General features: G+C 34.7%; 24 protein-coding genes. 7 read left to right on the top strand and 17 right to left on the bottom strand.

The window, feature by feature from the left end:
* Positions 1-26: 26 nt before the first annotated feature.
* From F0362_RS01265 to F0362_RS01245, 5 genes are all read right to left on the bottom strand, one after another.
* The gene (locus F0362_RS01265) at positions 27-992 is read right to left on the bottom strand and encodes an ABC transporter ATP-binding protein (protein WP_001294496.1); all 966 of its coding nucleotides are present in this window, start codon (positions 990-992) and stop codon (positions 27-29) included.
* Positions 989-1,969: an ABC transporter ATP-binding protein gene (locus tag F0362_RS01260; protein WP_000030779.1), complete on the bottom strand. Its 981-nt coding sequence runs from the start codon at positions 1,967-1,969 to the stop codon at positions 989-991. The genes F0362_RS01265 and F0362_RS01260 overlap by 4 nt, the downstream gene beginning before the upstream one ends.
* Before the next feature lie 10 nt (positions 1,970-1,979).
* Positions 1,980-2,900 (bottom strand): oligopeptide ABC transporter permease, encoded by a 921-nt coding sequence (opp4C, locus tag F0362_RS01255; protein WP_149889619.1) that lies wholly within the window; start codon positions 2,898-2,900, stop codon positions 1,980-1,982.
* Positions 2,901-2,911: 11 nt separating this feature from the next.
* Complete coding sequence (locus F0362_RS01250) at positions 2,912-3,868, bottom strand: ABC transporter permease (RefSeq protein WP_000860741.1); 957 nt, start codon at positions 3,866-3,868, stop codon at positions 2,912-2,914.
* Positions 3,869-3,971: 103 nt separating this feature from the next.
* Positions 3,972-5,699 (bottom strand): ABC transporter substrate-binding protein, encoded by a 1,728-nt coding sequence (locus F0362_RS01245; protein ID WP_097979875.1) that lies wholly within the window; start codon positions 5,697-5,699, stop codon positions 3,972-3,974.
* Between the two features lie 468 nt (positions 5,700-6,167).
* Between F0362_RS01245 and F0362_RS01240 the strand changes: the two genes are divergently transcribed.
* Entirely contained in the window at positions 6,168-6,365 is a 198-nt protein-coding gene (locus F0362_RS01240) for a hypothetical protein (protein WP_000369250.1), read from the top strand.
* A gap of 297 nt (positions 6,366-6,662) precedes the next feature.
* On the opposite strand, the gene abc-f is transcribed toward F0362_RS01240, so the two are convergent.
* Positions 6,663-8,543, bottom strand: a complete 1,881-nt coding sequence (gene abc-f / locus F0362_RS01235) for a ribosomal protection-like ABC-F family protein (protein WP_098141144.1) — start codon at positions 8,541-8,543, stop codon at positions 6,663-6,665.
* Between the two features lie 125 nt (positions 8,544-8,668).
* On the bottom strand, positions 8,669-8,803 hold the full coding sequence (locus F0362_RS30770; RefSeq protein ID WP_000830640.1) for an RAxF-45 family protein: 135 nt from the start codon (positions 8,801-8,803) through the stop codon (positions 8,669-8,671).
* 420 nt (positions 8,804-9,223) lie between these two features.
* On the opposite strand from F0362_RS30770, the gene F0362_RS01230 reads away from it, so the two are divergent.
* Positions 9,224-9,352: a hypothetical protein gene (locus F0362_RS01230; protein WP_002037821.1), complete on the top strand. Its 129-nt coding sequence runs from the start codon at positions 9,224-9,226 to the stop codon at positions 9,350-9,352.
* Between the two features lie 133 nt (positions 9,353-9,485).
* Positions 9,486-10,280, top strand: a complete 795-nt coding sequence (locus F0362_RS01225; RefSeq protein ID WP_002037820.1) for a DUF4931 domain-containing protein — start codon at positions 9,486-9,488, stop codon at positions 10,278-10,280.
* Positions 10,281-10,291: 11 nt separating this feature from the next.
* Here F0362_RS01225 and F0362_RS01220 read toward each other — a convergent pair whose 3' ends face one another.
* Positions 10,292-10,825: a transglycosylase SLT domain-containing protein gene (locus F0362_RS01220; RefSeq protein WP_149889618.1), complete on the bottom strand. Its 534-nt coding sequence runs from the start codon at positions 10,823-10,825 to the stop codon at positions 10,292-10,294.
* A 248-nt stretch (positions 10,826-11,073) separates the two neighbouring features.
* On the opposite strand from F0362_RS01220, the gene F0362_RS01215 reads away from it, so the two are divergent.
* Positions 11,074-12,723, top strand: a complete 1,650-nt coding sequence (locus F0362_RS01215; RefSeq protein ID WP_149889617.1) for a DUF2334 domain-containing protein — start codon at positions 11,074-11,076, stop codon at positions 12,721-12,723.
* 29 nt (positions 12,724-12,752) lie between these two features.
* Here the strand turns inward: F0362_RS01215 and F0362_RS01210 are convergent, their stop codons facing one another.
* The 6 genes from F0362_RS01210 to F0362_RS01190 all read right to left on the bottom strand — a co-directional run bounded on the left by F0362_RS01210 (position 12,753) and on the right by F0362_RS01190 (position 17,184).
* The gene (locus F0362_RS01210; RefSeq protein WP_000871076.1) at positions 12,753-13,523 is read right to left on the bottom strand and encodes a TatD family hydrolase; all 771 of its coding nucleotides are present in this window, start codon (positions 13,521-13,523) and stop codon (positions 12,753-12,755) included.
* 59 nt (positions 13,524-13,582) lie between these two features.
* On the bottom strand, positions 13,583-13,738 hold the full coding sequence (locus tag F0362_RS30425) for a hypothetical protein (RefSeq protein WP_002037818.1): 156 nt from the start codon (positions 13,736-13,738) through the stop codon (positions 13,583-13,585).
* Between the two features lie 529 nt (positions 13,739-14,267).
* A complete protein-coding gene (locus F0362_RS01205) occupies positions 14,268-14,624 on the bottom strand; it encodes a YxeA family protein (RefSeq protein ID WP_000728436.1) in 357 nt (118 codons plus the stop codon).
* A gap of 138 nt (positions 14,625-14,762) precedes the next feature.
* Positions 14,763-15,599 (bottom strand): YitT family protein, encoded by an 837-nt coding sequence (locus F0362_RS01200; protein ID WP_000248049.1) that lies wholly within the window; start codon positions 15,597-15,599, stop codon positions 14,763-14,765.
* Between the two features lie 117 nt (positions 15,600-15,716).
* Positions 15,717-16,046: a PH domain-containing protein gene (locus F0362_RS01195; RefSeq protein ID WP_001004254.1), complete on the bottom strand. Its 330-nt coding sequence runs from the start codon at positions 16,044-16,046 to the stop codon at positions 15,717-15,719.
* A 160-nt stretch (positions 16,047-16,206) separates the two neighbouring features.
* Positions 16,207-17,184 (bottom strand): LacI family DNA-binding transcriptional regulator, encoded by a 978-nt coding sequence (locus F0362_RS01190; protein WP_149889616.1) that lies wholly within the window; start codon positions 17,182-17,184, stop codon positions 16,207-16,209.
* Positions 17,185-17,486: 302 nt separating this feature from the next.
* Here F0362_RS01190 and F0362_RS01185 point away from each other — a divergent pair, with 302 nt between their 5' ends.
* Entirely contained in the window at positions 17,487-17,582 is a 96-nt protein-coding gene (locus F0362_RS01185) for a DUF3948 family protein (protein ID WP_001060006.1), read from the top strand.
* 64 nt (positions 17,583-17,646) lie between these two features.
* On the opposite strand, the gene F0362_RS01180 is transcribed toward F0362_RS01185, so the two are convergent.
* Positions 17,647-18,252, bottom strand: a complete 606-nt coding sequence (locus F0362_RS01180) for a lysophospholipid acyltransferase family protein (protein ID WP_000277795.1) — start codon at positions 18,250-18,252, stop codon at positions 17,647-17,649.
* Between the two features lie 334 nt (positions 18,253-18,586).
* On the opposite strand from F0362_RS01180, the gene F0362_RS01175 reads away from it, so the two are divergent.
* Positions 18,587-18,682 (top strand): DUF3948 family protein, encoded by a 96-nt coding sequence (locus tag F0362_RS01175; RefSeq protein ID WP_001179702.1) that lies wholly within the window; start codon positions 18,587-18,589, stop codon positions 18,680-18,682.
* Positions 18,683-18,745: 63 nt separating this feature from the next.
* Here F0362_RS01175 and F0362_RS01170 read toward each other — a convergent pair whose 3' ends face one another.
* Positions 18,746-18,886 (bottom strand): YrzO family protein, encoded by a 141-nt coding sequence (locus F0362_RS01170; RefSeq protein WP_000894071.1) that lies wholly within the window; start codon positions 18,884-18,886, stop codon positions 18,746-18,748.
* 21 nt (positions 18,887-18,907) lie between these two features.
* Positions 18,908-19,876, bottom strand: a complete 969-nt coding sequence (locus tag F0362_RS01165) for a DMT family transporter (RefSeq protein ID WP_001252495.1) — start codon at positions 19,874-19,876, stop codon at positions 18,908-18,910.
* Between the two features lie 127 nt (positions 19,877-20,003).
* Between F0362_RS01165 and F0362_RS01160 the strand changes: the two genes are divergently transcribed.
* The gene (locus F0362_RS01160; RefSeq protein WP_000423064.1) at positions 20,004-20,870 is read left to right on the top strand and encodes a LysR family transcriptional regulator; all 867 of its coding nucleotides are present in this window, start codon (positions 20,004-20,006) and stop codon (positions 20,868-20,870) included.
* Positions 20,871-20,958 lie beyond the last annotated feature (88 nt).

The following is a 20,958-nucleotide window of genomic DNA, read 5'->3' as shown; positions in this document are numbered from 1 at the left end:
TCAACTTCTGAAAGGGTCCTTCTCTTTTATACATGATGACAAGCAACAAAATGATCTTCACCAACATTACGAAACTCTGGTACCGTTTGTGTACAAACATCTGTCGCAAACGGGCAGCGTGTATGAAAACGACAACCTGAAGGTGGATTTGCTGGACTGGGAATATCCCCCTCTAGTATAATTCGCTCCCGCTTCACTGTTGGATCTGGTATTGGCACAGCTGATAACAATGCTTTTGTATACGGATGAAGTGGATTCGTAAATAACTCATCACGCGGTGCCGTCTCTACAATCGTTCCTAAATACATAATTCCTATTTTTGTACATAAATGTTCCACAACACTTAAATCATGTGAAATGAATAAATAAGATAATCCCTTTTTCTCCTGTAACTCACTAAATAAATTAATGATTTGTGCTTGAATAGATACATCTAGTGCTGCCACAGGTTCGTCAGCTACAATGAATTCTGGATTTAATACCATAGCTCTTGCGATAACGATACGCTGACGTTGCCCACCAGAAAACTCATGAGGATACCGGTCAATATGATACGGAGCTAAACCACATAACTCCAATACTTCTATCACCTTTGCACGAACATTTTCTTTCGTCGCTAGTCCGTGAGCCAACATCGGCTCACCAAGTGCTTCTCCAATTCTCATTCTTGGGTTTAATGAACTAAATGGATCTTGAAAAACAAGCTGCATATTAGGGCGATGTTTTCTCAATTCCTCCTTGGATAAGGAATAAACATCGTGCCCTTTAAACTTTACTTCTCCCTCCGTTTTTTGGACGAGACGTAAAATTGTTTTTCCTATCGTTGTTTTTCCACTTCCTGATTCTCCAACTAGGCCAAACACTTCACCTTTATTAATAGTAAAACTTACTCCATCAACTGCCTTTACATGTCCAATCGTTCTACTAAATATGCCGCCCTTAATTGGAAAATACGTCTTTAAGTTTTTCACTTCTAATAATGGTTCACTCATTGTTCCGCACGCTCCTCATATAACCAGCAAGCTACTTTATGGTTCTCATCGTGCACATTCAAATTTGGTGCCTCTTCTTTACATATTTCCATACAATGCTCACAACGACCACTAAAATAGCAAAATTCACCTAAGCCAACTAAATTCGGAACTTGCCCTGGAATAGAATATAGTTTATCTATTCGTTTTCCCATTACCGGTTTTGATTTCAACAAACCTTTCGTATACGGATGTTTCGGATTTTGGAATATCTCTAGTACTGGAGCTTCCTCAATAACTTTTCCGCCATACATAACGACAACGTAATCAGCCATTTCTGCTACAACGCCTAAATCATGTGTAATTAATAAAATCGATGTTTTAAATTCCTCTTTTATCTGTCTTAGTAAGTCTAAAATTTGAGCTTGAATCGTAACATCAAGAGCAGTTGTCGGTTCATCTGCAATTAATAACTTAGGATTACAACTAAGCGCAACAGCAATCATAATGCGTTGTAACATGCCTCCACTTAGTTCATGTGGATACGAATGGACAATTTCATCCGCACGAGCTATACCAACTTTACGAATTAATTCGATTGCCTTTTTATACGCCTCATTTTTACTAAGTAATTCATGCTCTCTTAACGTTTCTACAATTTGTTCTCCTACAGTGAAGACGGGATTCAGCGATGTCATCGGCTCTTGGAATATCATCGCAATATCATTTCCTCGTAAACTACGAAGCTCTTTCTCTTTCATACCTAAAAGACTTTTTCCTCCATATAAAATGTCTCCACCTACTACACTTCCTGATTCAGCAATAAGTCCCATAATCGATAGCGCCGTTACACTCTTTCCGCAACCCGATTCACCTACAACACAAACTGTTTCACCTTCTCGAACTGCAAAGCTAACATGATTAACAGCCTTTACTGTTCCTTCTTCTGTCTGAAAATGTGTTTGCAAATCTTTCAGCTCTACTACCGCTTTACTCATATTCCCTCACCTACCGTCTCATCTTTGGATCTAACGCATCACGAAGTGCATCACCAAGTAAATTAATTGATACAACTGTTATAAAAATTGCAAAACCGGGCGGAATCCATAACCACGGACGCTTTTGGAAATCGATTAATGAGTTAGCTGCACTAATCATATTTCCCCATGATGGTGTAGGCGGGACGACTCCGAGACCTAAGTAGCTTAGTGCGGATTCCCCTAAAATAGAGCCTGCAACACCTAATGTGGATACAACAATTAAGATCGGTAAAACATTAGGGATTAAATGATATATAATTTTCCGGTAATCTTTCATTCCTAACACATCAGCAGCTTGCATAAATGCTTGCTCCCTGAGTGATAAAATTTGACCTCTTACAAGACGTGCAAGTCCTGGCCAACCTACTAAACTTAAAATAATCATAATGACATAAAGACGATAATCAGATGGTACTTTCCATTCTGATAAAATAGCTCCCATTATAATAAGCAACGGCAATCCCGGCATCGACATTAAAATATCTGCAAGACGCATAATAATATTGTCGACAATCCCGCGATAAAAACCTGCAATAGCTCCTAATAAAGCTCCAAGTATAACCGATAAGACCATTGAAGCTAATCCAATTGTTAATGAAATGCGTCCTGCTTGCATAAGTCTCGTTAAAATATCTCTTCCCAATTGATCTGTACCGAGCCAATGTGAAAAACTAGGTGGTTTGTTAATTAAAGCGACTTGTATTTTCCCTAATGCATATGGCGAAAAGAGCGGACCGACAAAACAAAATAAAAACATAAACATTAGTGCATAAAACCCCACGAGTGCCATCTTATTTCTCTTTATTTTTTTAAGAGCCTGTCGCCATGGTGATGATTCATTTCTTCTCTTTTTTTCTTTTTTCTCTGTAATTGCTGTAACAGTTTCCATCTAATCCCCCCTTACTTCAACCGAATACGTGGATCAACAACTGCATATACGATATCAGCGAAAAAGTTTGAAACAATTGTTAAACAAGAAAGAAACATCGTAAATGCCATTAATACTGTATAATCACGAAAATTTAGTGCTTCTAATTGAATATTACCAATCCCTGGCCAGTTAAAAATTTGTTCAATAATAATTGCTCCCGAAAATAAACCTGGTAATTCAAATGCTAATAACGTAATCGCCGGTAATATTGCATTTTTTAACGCATGCTTATAAATAACAGTCTTCTCCTTTAAACCTTTCGCCCGTGCTGTTCGTATGTAATCTTGCCTTACAACCTCTAACATGCTTGTTCTAAAGTAACGAGTTAATGAACCCACACCAAGAAGAGTCAAAATAAATACTGGTAAAACCATATGCTTGGCAACTTCTATTACGTAAGCTAATCCAGTCGAATTACTCCCGACATCAATCATTCCGCCTATCGGTAATAACTTAAAGTCCACCGCGAACACCTTAATTAAAAACAAACCGATAAAAAATGAAGGAAATGACATTGCTGCAAAGACACCAATTGTTACAAGTTTATCGAATAAAGAATGTTGCTTCGTCGCTGAGAATACGCCGATAATAAGTGCAATTAGCCAAATAAAAAACAATGCAATAACAGCTACACTAAAAGAATTCCAAATAAATTTATTTAATAATGACGTTACAGGTTCCTGATATTGAAGCGAAAAACCAAAATCCCCTTGCAATGCATTTCCTAACCAATGAAAATAACGCTCAACAATTGGCTTATTTAATCCATATAATTCCCTAAGTTCAGCTGCCCTTTCAGGTGTAATCTTTGGATTTGAATCAATATAGTCTCCTGGAAGAAGCGCAAACAGGAAGAAAATAATAATTGATGTTCCGAACAGTGTAGGAATCATTTGTAACAACCTACGAACGATATATGTTTTCACCCTTTTTCTCTCCAATCTTATGCCTAAAATAGAAGAACATTTTTTCAAAGCGGTACATTACTAACCGAATGAAAAAATGTCTTCTATTTATACATCCTTATCGTTATTTTTCAAATGATAAAACTGGTAAGTTTGCGCTAATACTATTGTATTTTTCAGAGTCAATTCCTTTTATATTCCCGTTATAACCAGTAATTGTTCTACGGTAGTTTAATAGAATTACTGGTGGGTCATCACTTAACTCTTTATATAATTCTTTATAAATAGGTTTACGTTTTTCAATATCAACTGTCTCAATACCTTTTTTAATTAACTCATCTACTTTCGCATTTTTATAACCAAGACTCTTATCATTGACACCAGACAAATATTCACCAGCTGTTTCACTCGGATCACTTGTAATCGGTGTCGAAACAGAAGCTAAATCATAGTCACCTTTATTTACCTTCGAAAGCATAGTATTAAAGTCCATAAATTCTGGATTAAATTCTACACCTATTTCTTTATAATTCTCTTTCGCAATTGGAATTAATAAATCACTATCTTTAGCCGAACTTGGGCCGAAATAAGAAAGCTTTAATTTTTGACCATCTTTTTCACGAACTCCATCCGAACCAACTTTCCATCCTGCTTCATCTAATAATTTTTTCGCTTTTTCTTTGTCGTATTCATATTTATTAACTCCTTCTTCCGTATAAGCCCAAGAAGTTGGATGAATTGGTACATTAGCTACCGTACCGTATCCTTTCAATGCTGTATCAACATATTTTTTACGATCTAATCCGTAAATAAGTGCTTGGCGAACCTTTTTATCCTTTAAGTACGGCTTATTATTATTCATATAAATATAACTAAATGACGCTGCTGTTTCGATTTGGATATTCGCAAATTCTAAACCCTTAGCCTGTTCAAGAATTTCATCACCAGTACCTAGGCCAGTGTAGTCAACCTCACCTGTTTGGAATAATTGAAGCTTCGTATCGCCAGAAGTAATTTTATAAATGAAGTTTGAAATTTTGGGTTTGCCCGCATAATAATTTTCATTTGCTACAAATCGAACTTCTTGCCCCGGGATATACTTTTCAAATTTATATGGACCCGCAGCTATCGGTTTTCCATATAACTCTTTTAAGTAATCTAAACTTGTATTTTGTTTGTAATCTTTTCCGTAATAAGCTTTTGATAATACTGTACCACCTAAAACAAATATAGCTTGTGAATTAACTTTTTCAGTGGTAATTTTAATTGTTTGTGGATCAACAACTTGAATACCTTCAATAGAAGTTGCCTTTCCTTCTTTATATTCTTTACCACCTTTAACCGCATATTGAGAGATATCTATTTCACCTTCATATGCCTTATCATGTAAAAGCGTCAATGTGAACGCTACATCATCTGCTGTTAATGGCGATCCATCGCTAAATTTTAAGTCTTTACGTAAATGGAATGTATATGTTAACTGATCAGAAGAAACGTCCCACTTCTCCGCTAATTCCGGAATTGGTTTCCCTTGTTTATCCGTTGATACAAGAGATGCAAAAATCACTGAAGTCACGTTTCCATCCCAACCATTTTGTTGGAAATATGGTAAAAATACGCCGCCAGGTTTACTAATACCAACTACTAGCGTATCTTTTCTATTCTTCGCTTTATCTGGTACTTTCGTTTTATCTGTCGCAGCGATCTTTTCAATTTTTATATTTTTTAAATCTTGTTGTTTAACCGATTCTGTAGAAGCCGTATCTTCCTGTCCCCCACAAGCAGATAGCACAAGCGAACTACTCATTAATACCGAAAATACACCAGCCCATTTTTTCGTCTTTTTCTTCATTGTCCCCACCCTAACTTTTTTTTAATAATTACACCTTATGAACTGCTCGCCCTATGTATGCCTCCCACAGCAACATTTATAGCCAATCGGAAAAGTCGGTTTTAATTGTAAAAAAATAGATGTTTTTGAGGGGTAACAATCTTATTCCGACTTTTCCTGTAGACTTTATGGTTAATAGCTTATAACTTTCAATATATTTTGTCAATTCTTTCTAAATAAATATTTTTATGGTTTTTTTCAAAAATATTGTTCATTTAATTTAGGAAACTACATATCGTTGTAGTTATCTTCACTCAACCCCTACTATAGCTTTTTTATAAGTCCCTTTTCGTTTTCAATATGTATCGTTTCTAATGTTTTTTAGTTTATGCATCCACATTTTATATTAAAAAACATAAAAACTACTTCTATTCCTTCAGCATGAAACATAGAATACTAATAATCAATTACCAAAAAGGGGGCGAAAACATGGACAACCTATTCCAATATGTCCTGCACTACGTATTATTAACAATTATGATAGTCGGGGCGCTATTACTATTCCCTTTCTTCCCAAAATTCGTCCTCTTTTTAGCTTTTTTTATTATGCTCGGGATCGCTATTATCATTTCAACAAAAGAAGATACCACACAAAAAGAAAGCAGAGTTCAGCGCGTAAAGCTGTGACTCTGCTTTCTTTTTTATTTTCAATCTCAGATTTCCATCATACATACTTATGTCTCGGGAAATAATTAGCCTTTACTTTCGTAATTAATCCTATCGAAAATCTACTAATAACATATATATTTTGCCTCACCATTGCATATGTTTCACAACCTATGCAAGATGCGTAACAAAGATTTACCCAAGTTACTGTTTCACGTGAAACACACTTTTTCATTTATCTCTTACAGTAAAATATAGTTATAAAAAAAAGAAAGCTAATCCCTTCAGCAAAACTGAAAGGAATTAGCTTTCTACTCTTTACCCCACAATATTATCTAACTCATTATATAACTCCGCTCGTAACAACTCTTTTTTCGTTTTTTCTTCATACAATTGTTCAAGCATTTCAACATCAGCTACATGTTCCATTTTACATTCAAGTGCATATATATCTTCTTCTACACGCATTAACTCGGTTTCAATCCCCTCAATATTCCTAGCTTCTTTCTTTTTTACAGGGACTGTTTCAATACTTTTTCTCCCTTGAGGTTTCTGCTTTATTACTTGCTTCTCAATCCTTTCCTCCCACTTTTGACGAGCCCATGCATAGTTCCCTGCAAACTCAAATAATTTGCGTTCATCAATCCAATACGTCTTTTCAAATAACTTATTTAAAAAATAACGATCATGTGAAACAGCTAAAATCGTTCCATTATATTGCTCAAGAGCTTCCTCTAAAACTTCCCTTGATTCAATATCAAGATGGTTTGTCGGCTCATCTAAAATTAAAAAATTGATGTCTTGATACATAAGTTGTGCCAGTCTTAGCCTCATTTTTTCTCCACCGCTCAGTTGCGTTATATTCTTAAACACAGCTGGACCATAAAATAAAAACTTAGCTAATATATGTCTTGCTTCTCCCTCTGTTACAGCTACATACTCTCTGAAAGCTTCCAATACATTACTCTTCATATTTCCGTACGCATGCTGCGATAAATAACCAATTTTGACACTACTACCCATCCGAATTTCACCAGCATCTGGCTCTATTTCTTCTAATAGTAATTTTAGTAGCGTAGTCTTCCCTGTGCCATTACGACCAACGATAGCCGCACGCTCCTGAAAACGAACATGTAAATTCGCTTGTTCAAATAAAGATTTGTCAGAAAAACCTTTACTCACTTCTTTCATTACAACAACATCTTTCCCGCTTCTCTCTTGCCCTTCAAACTGAAGTCCCATCTGTTTTCGTTCTAAAATCGGTCTCTTTAACTTCTCCATACGTTCTAACGCACGTTCCATATTTCTCGCTCTCTTATGGAGTCCTTCATTCGGCGGATTCGCTTGATTTGCCCATTCACGTAGACGCTTAATTGCTTCTTTCATTTTCTTTATTTTCTTTTGCTGTTCTTGATAAGCCTGAAACTCATGAAGCAACCTTTCTTCCTTCTCCTCAACAAACTGAGAATAATTCGTATGATACACGTGAATTTCTCCATCTTCTAAATCAAAAACTTTCGTTACAACTTCATCAAGGAAATAGCGATCATGTGAAATAACCATAACTGTTCCGGTGTATTCTTTTAAAAATTGCTCTAACCATTCGACTGCAAATAAATCCAAATGATTTGTCGGTTCATCTAATAGAAGTAAATCTGGTTTCTGCAATAGCATATACGCAAGGCTTACCTTCGTCTGTTCTCCTCCGCTTAATTCTAGAAATGATCGGAGGAATAGTTCCGTCACTTGTAGACCATTTGCTACCTTCATAATATTTGCCTCTATTTCATAACCACCAAGAAACGTAAATTTTTCTTGAATTACACCGTACCTCTCCATCAGTTTTTGCAAAGCAGACGCTTCCCTTTCCTCCGTCATATTTTTTTCTAAAACACGCATTTCTTTTTCTAATTCCTTTTCTACTTTAAAGGCGGAACCCAATACATCGTATACAGTCATGCCCTCATCAAACTTTGGAATTTGTGCGACATGACCAATACGTGTACCTTTCTTCATATGAACGGCTCCTGCATCCACATTCTCCATCCCTGTTAGAAGACCAAAGATTGTTGTCTTCCCACTACCGTTACGGCCAACTAAACCAACACGTTCACCATTCTTTATTTCAAGCGATATATTTTCAAATATGATGTTTCCACCAAAAGATTTCGTTACATTATTTACACTACAAATTGTCATTTTCCGTACTCCTTTCAATATAAAAAAACCATGGGAAAGAAACATTCCCCATGATTTTCGACATAGAAAAAGGAAGCCAAATAGCTCCCTTTTCACACGTTTATTAAAAATGGATGAAGAGATTTCTATCGTTCAATAGCTACTATGCAATTGTTAAAAAAGGGCAGACGTATCCCGTTAACAATTACATCATGAAAAATCGCACGACAAAAATAGATAAAATCTAAAAATTTGGCACGCGCAGCTAAAGAACGTTTCATCTCATTCACCCCTTTCGTACGGAATTTAATACTTACTTCTTTATTATACTTCCCTATTTTATGTTTGAATAGTCATTTTTCTGAAAATAATGAAGATAGACTAAACATTTCAATAAGTGACATCAAATCTTACAAAACTGTTATGTTCACGTAATGGAAAGCGATAGTACGAAAAGATGCCTCCCTATACAATAAAGATGTAAACAAGAGAGACAAACAAAAGGAGGAAACAATCATGATGAAAGAAATCGTAAAAGCAATCTTTGAGGTATTAGTGAACGGACAAGCAGTTGTAAAAGAACTAAAGGAACTATAAAAAGGAGTGAAGAAATATGATGAACATGGTGAAAATGATCTTACATGCTTTAGTCGATGCAAAGGCAGTTAGCCAAGAATTAAACCAACAATAAAAAGGGGTATATGAATATGAAGAAAGCCATTATTATAATCACAAGTACAGCAATCGCCTTATACACAATAAAAAATAGAAAAACGAAACATAGTGAAAATACTCTATATTATCCATACACATTATTAAAGAAAAAATAAAAGACAAGATACCCTATCGTAATGAGGATATCTTGTCTTTTATTTTTCCCTATTCACTTTAAAGGATTTCCTCCTCCTTTCCCCGAATGTATTAAGCGGGATTTTTACACATATTTTAAAGGGGTATATACAAATGGATACACAACAACTATATTTTTTAAACGATATCGGTAAACAAAAACCAGAAAGCATTCGGAACAGAAGCGCTGCATGTCCATTTTGCGATAGAGAAAATTTAACGGATATTTTAGAAACTGAGGGCTCAATTATTTGGTTGAAAAATAAATTCCCTACATTAAAAGATACATTTCAAACCGTGTTAATCGAAACGGATAATTGTGAAGATCATATCGCAACATATACAGAAGAGCATATGCGAAAACTAATTCATTTCTCTATTCAACATTGGTTAAAGTTACAGGAAAACGAAGACTTTTCATCTGTAATTTTATACAAAAATCATGGTCCATTTTCAGGCGGAAGTTTGCATCATGCACACATGCAAATTATCGGAATGAAACATGTAGACTATCTCGAGAATATTGAAGAGGAAAATTTCCAAGGGATAATTGTTCAAAAAAATGAACGTATTGAACTCAATATTTCAGAGCTTCCTATTATCGGTTTTACTGAATTCAATATAATCATTGATGATATTGCATGTATAGATGAAATGGCAAATTACATTCAGCAAACTGTACGATACATACTGACAGATTTCCATAAAGGGTGTAGCAGTTATAACTTATTCTTCTATCACTTAAACGGAAAAATTATTTGTAAAGTTGTTCCTAGGTTTGTCGTTTCACCGTTGTATGTAGGATATAAAATACCACAAGTTTCTACAAAACTAGAAGAAGTGAACATACAACTAGCGCAGTACTTCACAAGGCAGGAAGACAAAAATATCCATAAAAAAATAGAGTAGGTATCGAAAACCTACTCTTTTAGTACACCTTTATTTCGATAGTATACGTTCTCTAATCCAACGTTATACTTCATATTGTTATCCGTCCACTCTGGCCCTAAATTCCCTGGCCATCCTGATGTATTCGCTACATATTTCAATAATGCAAAATCAGTCAAGCTTCTTTGCACCCCGCGCTTATATCCCTTCACCAAATGCGGCATTGCAATTTGTGCATTTGTACGTGGGTCTTTCAACTCTTCATCAGTTAAATGATCTGGCGCAAGTCCACCACCACGGTGCAATTGAAACAATCCGAATGAAGTTCCGTTGTCTCCAATACTTCTTGGATTCAATCGACTTTCATGTTCGGCAATTGTAAGAGGTATCCATTCTGGAAGATTTACTTTCTTTGCTTCCTCTATAATAATTTGTTTCATCTGTTTTGCTTCTTCTGAATCAACATAGCTTGTCTCTTTCACTAGCTTATCCATTCCTTCAGACTTTCCTTGGAAATATAAATACACCCCAAGAACGACTAAAAATCCTACAAAGAATTTCTTCACTACCTCTACCTCTTTCTCCGCTGAAATTTGTCCCCTTTCAGCCTTCCCTTTACAATTACCTATGTTCTATCATTCTCTTACTCTTTTATCATAGCAAATAACTATACATATTATCATCATGCTTTAGGCCTATTTTGTGAAAAAACATTTGGTAAATACGTGCAAAAATGTAACTTTCATAGACTATAACTTATTTTTTGTATATAATTGTAAATTGAATTCTAAATATAAACTAGGAGAATAATAATATGAAAAAATGGCTATTACTCTTATTCAGTTTACTACTATTAATTCCTGTCCCTATTTCCGCACAAAAAACCGAAAAGTCGAAAGTCCTTATTTTATACAGTTCAAATGATGATCAAATTACAAGTGATATCCAAATACTTAATACACAAGTAGGACATTTCACTAATGATATAACAATTAAAAATATAAAACAGTTATCTGAAGTAACTGATAAATCTTCGTATACACACGTTATTTACATGGGTGAAAAACAAGAAGAACTTTCTACTGAAGCAAAAGAATTTCTAGAAAGCTTCCCCGGACCACTACTAGTTTTAGGTCAAAACATAGAACAGTTATCTAATCGTTTTTCGTTCATCACACTTAAAAACGAAGATATAAACTCTGATAAAATTGAATATCCAACACGTAAGCTAAAGAATACATTAGAGGAAGAGAGATCAATTAAACAACTTGATACAAATGGAACAATTCTTGCCCATGCCTTAAGAGACAATAATACTTATCCATTAATTGTACAGCAAAACAATTCGTATTACGTTGCAACTTCCAACCTCTTTGATTGGATATCTTATTATATTGGCGAAAGCTTATTTTCTTATTTTCAACAAAAACCTGAAACTAATAAAAAATTAGCCTATTTACGCCTCGAGGATGTTCACCCAGCTGCAGATATAAATCAATTACAGGATATTGCCGACTTATTAAAGAAGAAAAAGATTCCTTACATGATAACTGTTATTCCTGTATATACAGATCCAGATACAGGTGAAACACTACATTTAAAAGATAAACCCGAACTAGTCGATCTTTTACGCTCTATACAAGATGATGGTGCAGCAATTATTATGCATGGTTATACTCACCAATTTTATGACAGTGAAACTGGTGAAGGGTTTGAATTTTGGGACGTAAAAACTGATCAACCCATTCGTCAACCGAAGCATGAAAAGCCAAAAACAAAAGATAATTTCCCAAATATAGAGGCATATAACCAATATGTAAAAAAAGGTGAAGCATTTGAAGAAAAATATACGACAGATCATATTGAAAAAGGTATCCAAGAACTTGTAGATGCTAAACTATATCCTGTCGCATTTGAAGCACCTCATTACACAATGTCTCAAAAAGGTTATGAAATCTTATCAAAGTACTTTTCAACTTATGTAGGTCAACTGCAGTTAAGTGATACAACTTGGAAATCCATGCACTCTCCAGCGTATAGAAGTACACCATCATTTCTACATGGAATGAAATTAATGCCTGAAACAGTTGGATTTATTGAAGAAGATAAACCACGAGCTATTGCCCAAATGAAAGAGCGTGCTTTATCTGTTGCTAAATTATCCGATGGAATTATTGGTGCATTCTATCATCCTTACTTAGGTGTGAAACCATTAAAAGAAATATTAAAAGATCTAGAGAGTATTCCAAACATAGAGTGGATTGATTTACAAAAAGAAACGAATGAAGTAAAAATGAAAGATATTCATATTACTACTAATAAAGACGGTATCCACGTTGAAAAATCAACTAGTGCAAATGACGTAATTGATTATATAAAACAATATGGATTCTTCCTTATACTTGGGTTCGTTATCATTGTCTTTCTATTATTATTAAGACGTGCGAAAAAATTAGAATCCTAAAAAACACTAAGCGAGCTGCTTGGTGTTTTTTAGGATTCAGTCAATCGATAAAAGCGAACTGTATTCTTATATATTTGTTCTGCAACTTTCTCTACTGGAATTTTTTTTATTACACTAACTTCTTCTAATACATCTTTAATCATACAAGGGTGTGTTATAGTATTCTCTTGAAATTCCCACGGTCCATCCGTTTCTACCATCATATATTCCAGTGGATAATACGAAACGATCTTTCTAATTTTCTCCTTATGTAAAACATCTGGTGTGATAGAAATATAATAACCATTCCTCACCATCCGTCCCATTGTCGCTTCATTTCCTTTAAACCAATGGAAGTGTGCACGTGAAATTTTATATTCTTCAAGTAAATCACATACAATATCGGCATCTTCATAAACTGCGTGTAATACAATGGGCAAATCATATTCACTAGCTAGTTCTATAAATCGTCTCAATATCGCCACGTATGAATCTATAGTAACCCCTTCATCTTCTTTCGTTAAATAATACGGCAAGCCCACTTCACCAATCGCAATGATTTCCTCAGCATGAGCTTCAATTAATTTGAATATGCGCTCACATTCTTCTTTATGAATCGGTTGCTCCGGATGAAATCCTATTGCTGGGTGTATGAAAGGGAATTTCTTTCCTAAAGATAAAGTTTCCTTACATGATTGATAATTCATAGATACCGCAATAAGCCCCTTTACCTCTTTACTATTTTCCAAATCTTTAAGTAATCTACTTTTCTCTTCATCCTTATATTGATCAACATGTATATGGCTATCAATCCACTTCATCTTTATTCCTCCATAAAAAAAAACAAGAAAGGAACTCCCTTCTTGTTTTATCATCTATATTATTTAACAATTAAGTTTGTTATGATATCAAATAATCCAATACATACTACAGCAACAGTAAAGTAGCTACAGAAATCTTTAATTGGAAACCTCACTACTTCTTCTTTACGCATCCCATTTTTCTCCCTTCTTACTAAATCCCTAACTATTTTCATCTATTTGTATCTATTATGCAAAAAATATGACAAATTTACTATCGAATTAACTTACGTAAACCTTACAATGTTGTAAGGTTTATAAAAAGAGCCCCATCTACATACAGATGAGGGTTATTAAAAAGTAGTTGGTTTTTCATTCTTCCTTACATTACAAACAGAAAGTAATACATTAGACTTTCTATTTATACTATATTAAATTTACTATCTTTTAACTATCGAATTACATTACAGAAGGCTTACATGTTTGTAAGCTATGCGTAATGTAATTCGATAGTTTTCCATATCTATATTTCGTACAATACAGTTAGAAAGTAAGCCAAATAAGAAGAACGCTCACATAACCAAATTACATTGCTAGTAGCTACTCTTCTTATACCTTTCACTCATGCTACTACAATGTACCCCCTTCCCCTTTATATAATAAAAAAAGCCTTAGCCCATATGGACTAAGGCTTTTTTACGAACCTCGAAATACCCCTACCTAGTATTTTGATTTTCGACAAAAAATAAGCAGGGGTATATTTCGCTATCTCATCGCTAAAAGTTTACTCTTCGCATTAATAGGAATATTTACAGCTTCAATTTCTTCAATTGACTCGCCGTATCGTCCTTTTGCGTACACTTTTAATGCTTCATCTCTCTTTAACATATGCTTAACAGTCTTCTTTATTTTTTGTTCTCTTCCACGTTCGTCAAATGCAATAAATTCATATTCATACCACTCATCACCAACATGCTGACCAATTGTATTCACAACCGTATAGTATTCTTTCGTCTTATAAAGCGGATTATATTTATCAATAACTGGTCCAAGTTTCGTAGGCAGTAACATTACTACTATCACTAGCATCGCTATTATAGTAGTGATCATTTTTTTCTTCACAATAAACATTCCTCCTCTGCAGGATATATATACATCCATTTTAAGAAGAAGCAATAAAATCTACTATTGAATCTCATTACATTACACTTACATTTTTGTAAGAATAAAAAAAGGTGAACGATTTTACTCGTTCACCTTTTAGCTCGCTTTAAAGCCCCCACCAAGCACATCACGCACATCATGAATAACAACGAAAGCATCTTCATCTACTCGGCTAATAACTTGCTTTAACTTAACAAGCTCTTGTTTATTAATAACAACATATAAAACTTCTTTATTTTTTCCAGTATATCCGCCGCGTCCTTCTAATACAGTGACACCGCGTGTCATGTTTTTGGTAATAGCCTCACGTATTAAATCTGGTTGATTTGAAATGATTGTAACAGCCGTTTTTGTATCCATTCCTTCTACAATGAAATCAATCACTTTTGCACCGATGAATACTGCAACAAGTGTGTACATCGCTTTTTCTTGTCCTATTATAAATACAGAACCAGCAATTACAACGATATCAATAATAAGTACGCCTTTACCAACGCTCCACCCTAAATATTGATTTGCTAACTGTGCTAAAATTGCCGATCCTCCTGATGTACCTCCAGCTTTGAACATACAGCCTAATCCGATACCTACAAACAAACCAGCAAATAAAGCTGCTAATAGCGTATCACTATTTACATGATACTCAATATGTTCTGTAACATATAAAAACAAGGATGTTTCTACAATCCCTAAAATCGTATAAACCATCGTTTTTTTATCAAAAAACTTATAACCAATAGCTAGTAAAACTGCATTTATAGCAAAGTTCACAATCCCTGGTGACCAATCAAATAAGTAGTACGTAACAACCGTTAAACCAATAATTCCACCTTCCGATAAACGGTTTGGAATTGCAAAGTAATTAATACCAATTGCGAATAATAATGAACCAATTGTAATTAGTGTTATTTCCTTTATACGTTGATTAACCATAATTCATACCCTCCCCCATTTGACATTGTATCACTATCTCCTAGAGGTTTAGAAGTGGTTTTTATTCCGCATTTTACCTCTTAAAGATCGAGATATTATGTTTAAACAAAGGGTTGATTAATTATTCATATTTTCTCTAACTGCACGAACAAATCGCTCCACATTCCCTTTCTGAATATACCTAGCTCTAACCCTTTCATGATTACAAGTAAATTCAAAATATGGACAGAGATCTATGTCATCTATATGCAAATACGGATACTCTTCAAATATTGCAGGGTAGCCCGAAAATTTCCCGTAAAAAAGGAGACGTCTAGTAGTAGCAGCGAAAATCCCATGCCGGTAAGCTACGGTAAAATCATCCTTCTCAAATATCCCTACCACAACAGCTAAAATCTTTTCGTCATCCTCTACATATTTTTTCATACTCGATAAAAGTTCATTCATGCATATTCCTCCAAATTCTATTCATTGTTTTAACACTTGAAAAGAATCCATGGATTATTACAGACCGGTTTAACTCTTTTATAAAGTATGAAACGCGTTTCCTGTCAAAGACATTTCAAAAAATAATCCGTTATGCGATTATACACATAACGGATTAAGACTAAACTGTAGAGCGTTCCACAAGTTCATACGGAATCTCCACCTTTTCTTGTTTATAACTCTCGTTGCTCACTTGCCTATAAAACATTTCAAAAGCGTTTTTGCCTATCTCCTTTAAATTTTGATCAATCGTTGTCAACTGTAACACTTGTGAAATAGGTTGATTATCAAAACCAATAATCGCCAAATCCTCAGGAACTTGAATACCTAACATTTCAACTTCTGTCATAATCCCAATCGCAACTTCATCTCCTGCTACTATTAACGCTTCTGGGAGGACCTGCATCTCCTTTAACTTATGAGCCGCTCTCACACCATCTTCTAATGTAAAACATTCTGTAAAAATCCACTCTTCATTAACCTCTTCATCTATGGATTGTAATTGATGTTTATAAACATCAAAACGTTTTTGACTACTTGGCCCTAACTTCCTTCCCGTACAATAACCAATTTTTTTATAACCTTTTTCAATAAGATAATTCATTCCTAACTGAAAGGCTGCCGAATGATTTGTATATACACTTGAGATATTTGAAATATCATTATCTTCACAAGCAATTATTGTGCCGTAAGAAGCATACGGTTCTATCGTTTCCCAATCATTCGCACGCGAGCAAATAATAAGGCCGTCCAATTGTTTTGTTTTTAGCATATGTAAACTTTTCATTTCTTCTTTTTTATTGTAATTCGTTTGGCAAAGTAACACCCTGTAATTATGAGCTAACGCCACCTCCATCATTCCACCTACCATCGCATCAAAACACGGATGATTAATGTAAGGTAAAATTACACCAACAATATTCGTCTTCCCTTTGGATAAATGAACAGCGTTTGCGTTTTGTGAGTAATTCAACTTCTCAACTATCTCAATAACCGCTTTCCTTTTTTCTTCACTTACATATGGGTGATCATTTAGCACCCTCGAAACGGTCGTAACTGAAACTCCGGCCATCTTTGCGATATCTTTAATATTAGCCATACACTCACCTCTCCTTTTAACTTAATGAATTCCATGAACATATGTCAAATCTTCTCATCATTACACCTTCATTCGTTTTTCTTACAAAAGTGTAATTTTCCTGTAAGCTAATTCGATAGTGACTCTTCCCAATATCTTATACAATTAAGTCAGAAACAGGGCAACAACTATTCGAAAAGGAGCGGATTAATATGATGAACAAAATGAAGAACAACAAATTTACGAATACAATGGGCATGGTATTGTCCGCTCTTATCGATGCAAAATCTGTTGCTTCTACAAACAAGTAAGGAGAGATTATAATGAACAACATCACTTTTAACAAATTAGATTTTTTAGGACTAGCTAGCGGCTCTCTTCTTCTTACTGCTTTTATTTACGCTGCTACGCTTATATAAACTTTGTGTCCCCTTTCCCCTTTATATATAGAAAAAGACGACCGTCTATGCCCGGTCGTCTTTTTTACTTTTGTTTCGATTGCAAAGTTTCCTTTAGTTCTTCAAATTTTTCGTTTAATTGATCTGTCATCATTTTCATAGCCGTTTTTCGATCTATTTGTTCTCCGGCATCAATTTGAATCGGATCTCCAAAAACTAATTGCGCTTTTTTTCCTTTTATTAATTCTTTTACACTTGATGGACCAATATAAGCTGCCGGCACTAATGGAACGTTAGAACGCAGTGCAATCGTAACAGCCCCCGCTTTTAATGAAACGTCTTCTGTTGATCTCGTTCCACTTGGGAAAATCCCTACTACTTTTCCCTCTTTTAATAAACGCGATGGAATTTTTAATGTGCTCGGCCCTGGATTCGCACGATCTACCGGAAATGCATTTACATTTTTAAAGAACCAGTTTTTGAATTTCCCTTCAAATAATTCTTTTTTGGCCATGTAATGAATTTGGGTTGGATACATCCCAGTTGCTAACATTAAAACGTCCATAAAACTCGTATGTGTACACGCAACAACGTAAGGGCCGCCTTCTGGTAATTTCTCTCTCCCTTGTACTTCTACTTTCCCAGCCATTTTAAATATATATTTCAACGAAAATGTAATTGGTTTATACATTTGTTTCGTTCCTTTCTAAATATCCGAAGTATAATCATTTTCTTACAATGATTATAACACTAAGTTTTAGGAGTTGGTAATAAAAATAAGTATTTATTGTTAAATTTCAATTCTTACAAAAGTGTAATTTTCTTGTAAGCTAATTCGATAGTGACTCTCCCCAATATCTTATACAATTAAGTCAGAAACAGGGCAACCATTTGAAAAGGAGCGGATCGATATGATGAACAAAATCAAGAACAACAAATTTACGAATACAATGGGCATGGTATTGTCCGCTCTTATCGATGCAAAATCTGTTGCTTCTACATTAAACAAGTAAGGAGAATATATTATGCAAAATATCACCTTTAACAAATTAGATTTTTTAGGACTAGCTAGCGGCTCTCTTCTTCTTACTGCTTTTATTTACGCTGCTACGCTTATATAAACTTTGTGTCCCCTTTCCCCTTTATATATAGAAAAAGACGACCGTCTATGCCCGGTCGTCTTTTTAAATTTTTCTTTCTTTTAACTCTTTTAAAAGCTGTATCAGTTCAGCTTGTTGTTTTACCTTCTTACGACCATTTCGATTAATTGCTGCAAGCTCGCACGCAACTCCGACGGCGAAGAAAAACAATAAACTTTCTAACATGTTAAATCCTCCAATTGCCTATTAAACCGCTTGGCGTAATTGCTCTTCTTGTAAAACTTGCTTATTTATATTTTCTTCTTTTCTCTGACAAACGTTATTGCGAATAAGTGCTGCAATAACAAGTAAAGTTCCTACAATATCAAACATTGTTATTTGATACCCTTGTATCATCATAATAATCAAAGTCGTAACGGGTACAAAATTAATAAATAAAATGCCGTTAATCGATGATAAGATTTTCACACCGTAATTCCAAGCGAGTAGCGCTATGATTCCTGGTAATGTCATCATAAATAACAAATCATACTTCACGATAGAAATCGTTCCCATACTTGGGACTGGAACATACCCAAGCACCGTAATCATTACAGTTATAATTCCTGTGACAGTCGTACCAAATACACACGTCAATGTAGAATAGCGTAATGTTGACCAATCGCTACACGTTTGACCACCCATCGTATAAATAACCCAACCTACAACACCAATAAATATAAACGCTAGTGAAAACATGTTATCTTTCAATGTTAAAAAGAAACTCATATCACCTTTCGTAATAACAAACACAGCTCCTACAAAAGCGATAATCATGCTCGTTATCATATATTTTTTCGGTTTTATATGCTTATATCCCCATAAAATACAAATGGAAATCATCGGCATGAGTGCTTCCATAATGGAGGCTACCATTACACCTGATTTTCCCATTAACATTTGACCTAAAAATATGAGTACATTATATACAGTAAACGCCATCGTTCCAAAAAAGACGAGTAACTTTCCCCTTCCTTCTAAACGAAATGCCTGTTTTCCTTCTTTCATTAACAATAATATAATCAGTACTATCGCCACTGCTCCATAACGAATAAGTGAAAAATAAAATGGATCTATGTATTCTAGCGCATGATCAGCAACCGGAAACATCGCTCCCCATGACATACTTGCAATTAAACATGCCAAAGCTCCTATTACTATTTGACCTCTTCTCACCATAATCCCCCGCTTCTTTCTATTTGCACAAAGAGAATTGTAAAAGAAAAAACATATCACGTAAAACGATTCAAAATGATGTTAACTATCATTTATAATGATAGTTAACATCAAGGGGGAGCATACAATGGAATTACGAGACTTACAAATCTTCCAAAGCGTTGCCGATCGCGGTAGTGTAAGCGGCGCAGCAAAGGAATTAAATTATGTACAATCAAATGTAACCGCACGTATTAAACAATTAGAAAACGAGCTAAAAACACCGCTCTTTTACCGTCATAAACGAGGCATGACTTTAACAGCTGAAGGAAGAAAAATGCTCGTTTATGTTAATAAAATTTTGCAAGATGTTGAAGAGCTAAAACAAGTGTTTCTAGATAGTGAAACACCATCTGGTATATTAAAAATCGGTACAGTCGAAACAGTAAGTACATTGCCTACCATTTTGTCTTCTTACTATAAAAGCTATCCAAACGTTGATTTATCATTACAAGCTGGTCTAACCGAAGAACTTATTAGAGAAGTCCTTGACCATCAATTAGATGGCGCCTTTATATCAGGTCCTATTAAGCATCCACTAATTGAACAATACGATGTTAGTACAGAAAAATTAATGCTCGTGACACAAAATAAAGCTTTTCATATAGAAGAATTTACTACGACGCCCTTACTCGTTTTTAATCAAGGGTGTGGATACCGTACCAAACTAGAACGATGGCTTAAAGATGAAGGTTTGCTACCAAAAAGAATTATGGAATTTAACATATTAGAAACAATATTAAATAGTGTAGCACTCGGTCTTGGGATTACACTCGTGCCCCAGTCCGCGGTACAACATCTTTCTACAGCAGGTAAAGTACACTGTCATCCGATTCCCGAGAAATACGGTAGTATTTCAACTGTTTTCATACGCCGCAAAGATAGCTACATGACCAATTCAATGCGTAGCTTTTTAAAAACAATTGAAGAGCACCATCACATCAATATGCTTTAAAAGACATTCTTACACGAATGTCTTTTTTTCTTACAAAAGTGTAAGTCTCCCGTAAGATAATTCGATAGTTGTAGTTCATCATTTTCCC

The organism is Bacillus sp. BS98 (assembly GCF_008432245.1).
Classification (GTDB): Bacteria; Bacillota; Bacilli; order Bacillales; family Bacillaceae_G; genus Bacillus_A; species Bacillus_A toyonensis.
The sequence above is the reverse complement of the archived record's forward strand: the minus strand, read 5'-3'. Positions and strand labels throughout refer to the sequence as shown.

Excerpts from the sequence above, each read along its gene's own strand:
- F0362_RS01265 (WP_001294496.1), bottom strand. The coding sequence starts at position 992 with ATGAGTGAACCATTATTAGAAGTGAAAAACTTAAAGACGTATTTTCCA.
- F0362_RS01260 (WP_000030779.1), bottom strand. The coding sequence starts at position 1,969 with ATGAGTAAAGCGGTAGTAGAGCTGAAAGATTTGCAAACACATTTTCAG.
- opp4C (WP_149889619.1), bottom strand. The coding sequence starts at position 2,900 with ATGGAAACTGTTACAGCAATTACAGAGAAAAAAGAAAAAAAGAGAAGA.
- F0362_RS01245 (WP_097979875.1), bottom strand. The coding sequence starts at position 5,699 with ATGAAGAAAAAGACGAAAAAATGGGCTGGTGTATTTTCGGTATTAATG.
- F0362_RS01240 (WP_000369250.1), top strand. The coding sequence starts at position 6,168 with ATGGACAACCTATTCCAATATGTCCTGCACTACGTATTATTAACAATT.
- abc-f (WP_098141144.1), bottom strand. The coding sequence starts at position 8,543 with ATGACAATTTGTAGTGTAAATAATGTAACGAAATCTTTTGGTGGAAAC.
- F0362_RS30770 (WP_000830640.1), bottom strand. The coding sequence starts at position 8,803 with ATGAAACGTTCTTTAGCTGCGCGTGCCAAATTTTTAGATTTTATCTAT.
- F0362_RS01230 (WP_002037821.1), top strand. The coding sequence starts at position 9,224 with ATGAATATGAAGAAAGCCATTATTATAATCACAAGTACAGCAATCGCC.
- F0362_RS01225 (WP_002037820.1), top strand. The coding sequence starts at position 9,486 with ATGGATACACAACAACTATATTTTTTAAACGATATCGGTAAACAAAAA.
- F0362_RS01215 (WP_149889617.1), top strand. The coding sequence starts at position 11,074 with ATGAAAAAATGGCTATTACTCTTATTCAGTTTACTACTATTAATTCCT.
- F0362_RS01210 (WP_000871076.1), bottom strand. The coding sequence starts at position 13,523 with ATGAAGTGGATTGATAGCCATATACATGTTGATCAATATAAGGATGAA.
- F0362_RS30425 (WP_002037818.1), bottom strand. The coding sequence starts at position 13,738 with ATGAAAATAGTTAGGGATTTAGTAAGAAGGGAGAAAAATGGGATGCGT.
- F0362_RS01200 (WP_000248049.1), bottom strand. The coding sequence starts at position 15,599 with ATGGTTAATCAACGTATAAAGGAAATAACACTAATTACAATTGGTTCA.
- F0362_RS01195 (WP_001004254.1), bottom strand. The coding sequence starts at position 16,046 with ATGAATGAACTTTTATCGAGTATGAAAAAATATGTAGAGGATGACGAA.
- F0362_RS01190 (WP_149889616.1), bottom strand. The coding sequence starts at position 17,184 with ATGGCTAATATTAAAGATATCGCAAAGATGGCCGGAGTTTCAGTTACG.
- F0362_RS01185 (WP_001060006.1), top strand. The coding sequence starts at position 17,487 with ATGAACAACATCACTTTTAACAAATTAGATTTTTTAGGACTAGCTAGC.
- F0362_RS01180 (WP_000277795.1), bottom strand. The coding sequence starts at position 18,252 with ATGTATAAACCAATTACATTTTCGTTGAAATATATATTTAAAATGGCT.
- F0362_RS01175 (WP_001179702.1), top strand. The coding sequence starts at position 18,587 with ATGCAAAATATCACCTTTAACAAATTAGATTTTTTAGGACTAGCTAGC.
- F0362_RS01170 (WP_000894071.1), bottom strand. The coding sequence starts at position 18,886 with ATGTTAGAAAGTTTATTGTTTTTCTTCGCCGTCGGAGTTGCGTGCGAG.
- F0362_RS01160 (WP_000423064.1), top strand. The coding sequence starts at position 20,004 with ATGGAATTACGAGACTTACAAATCTTCCAAAGCGTTGCCGATCGCGGT.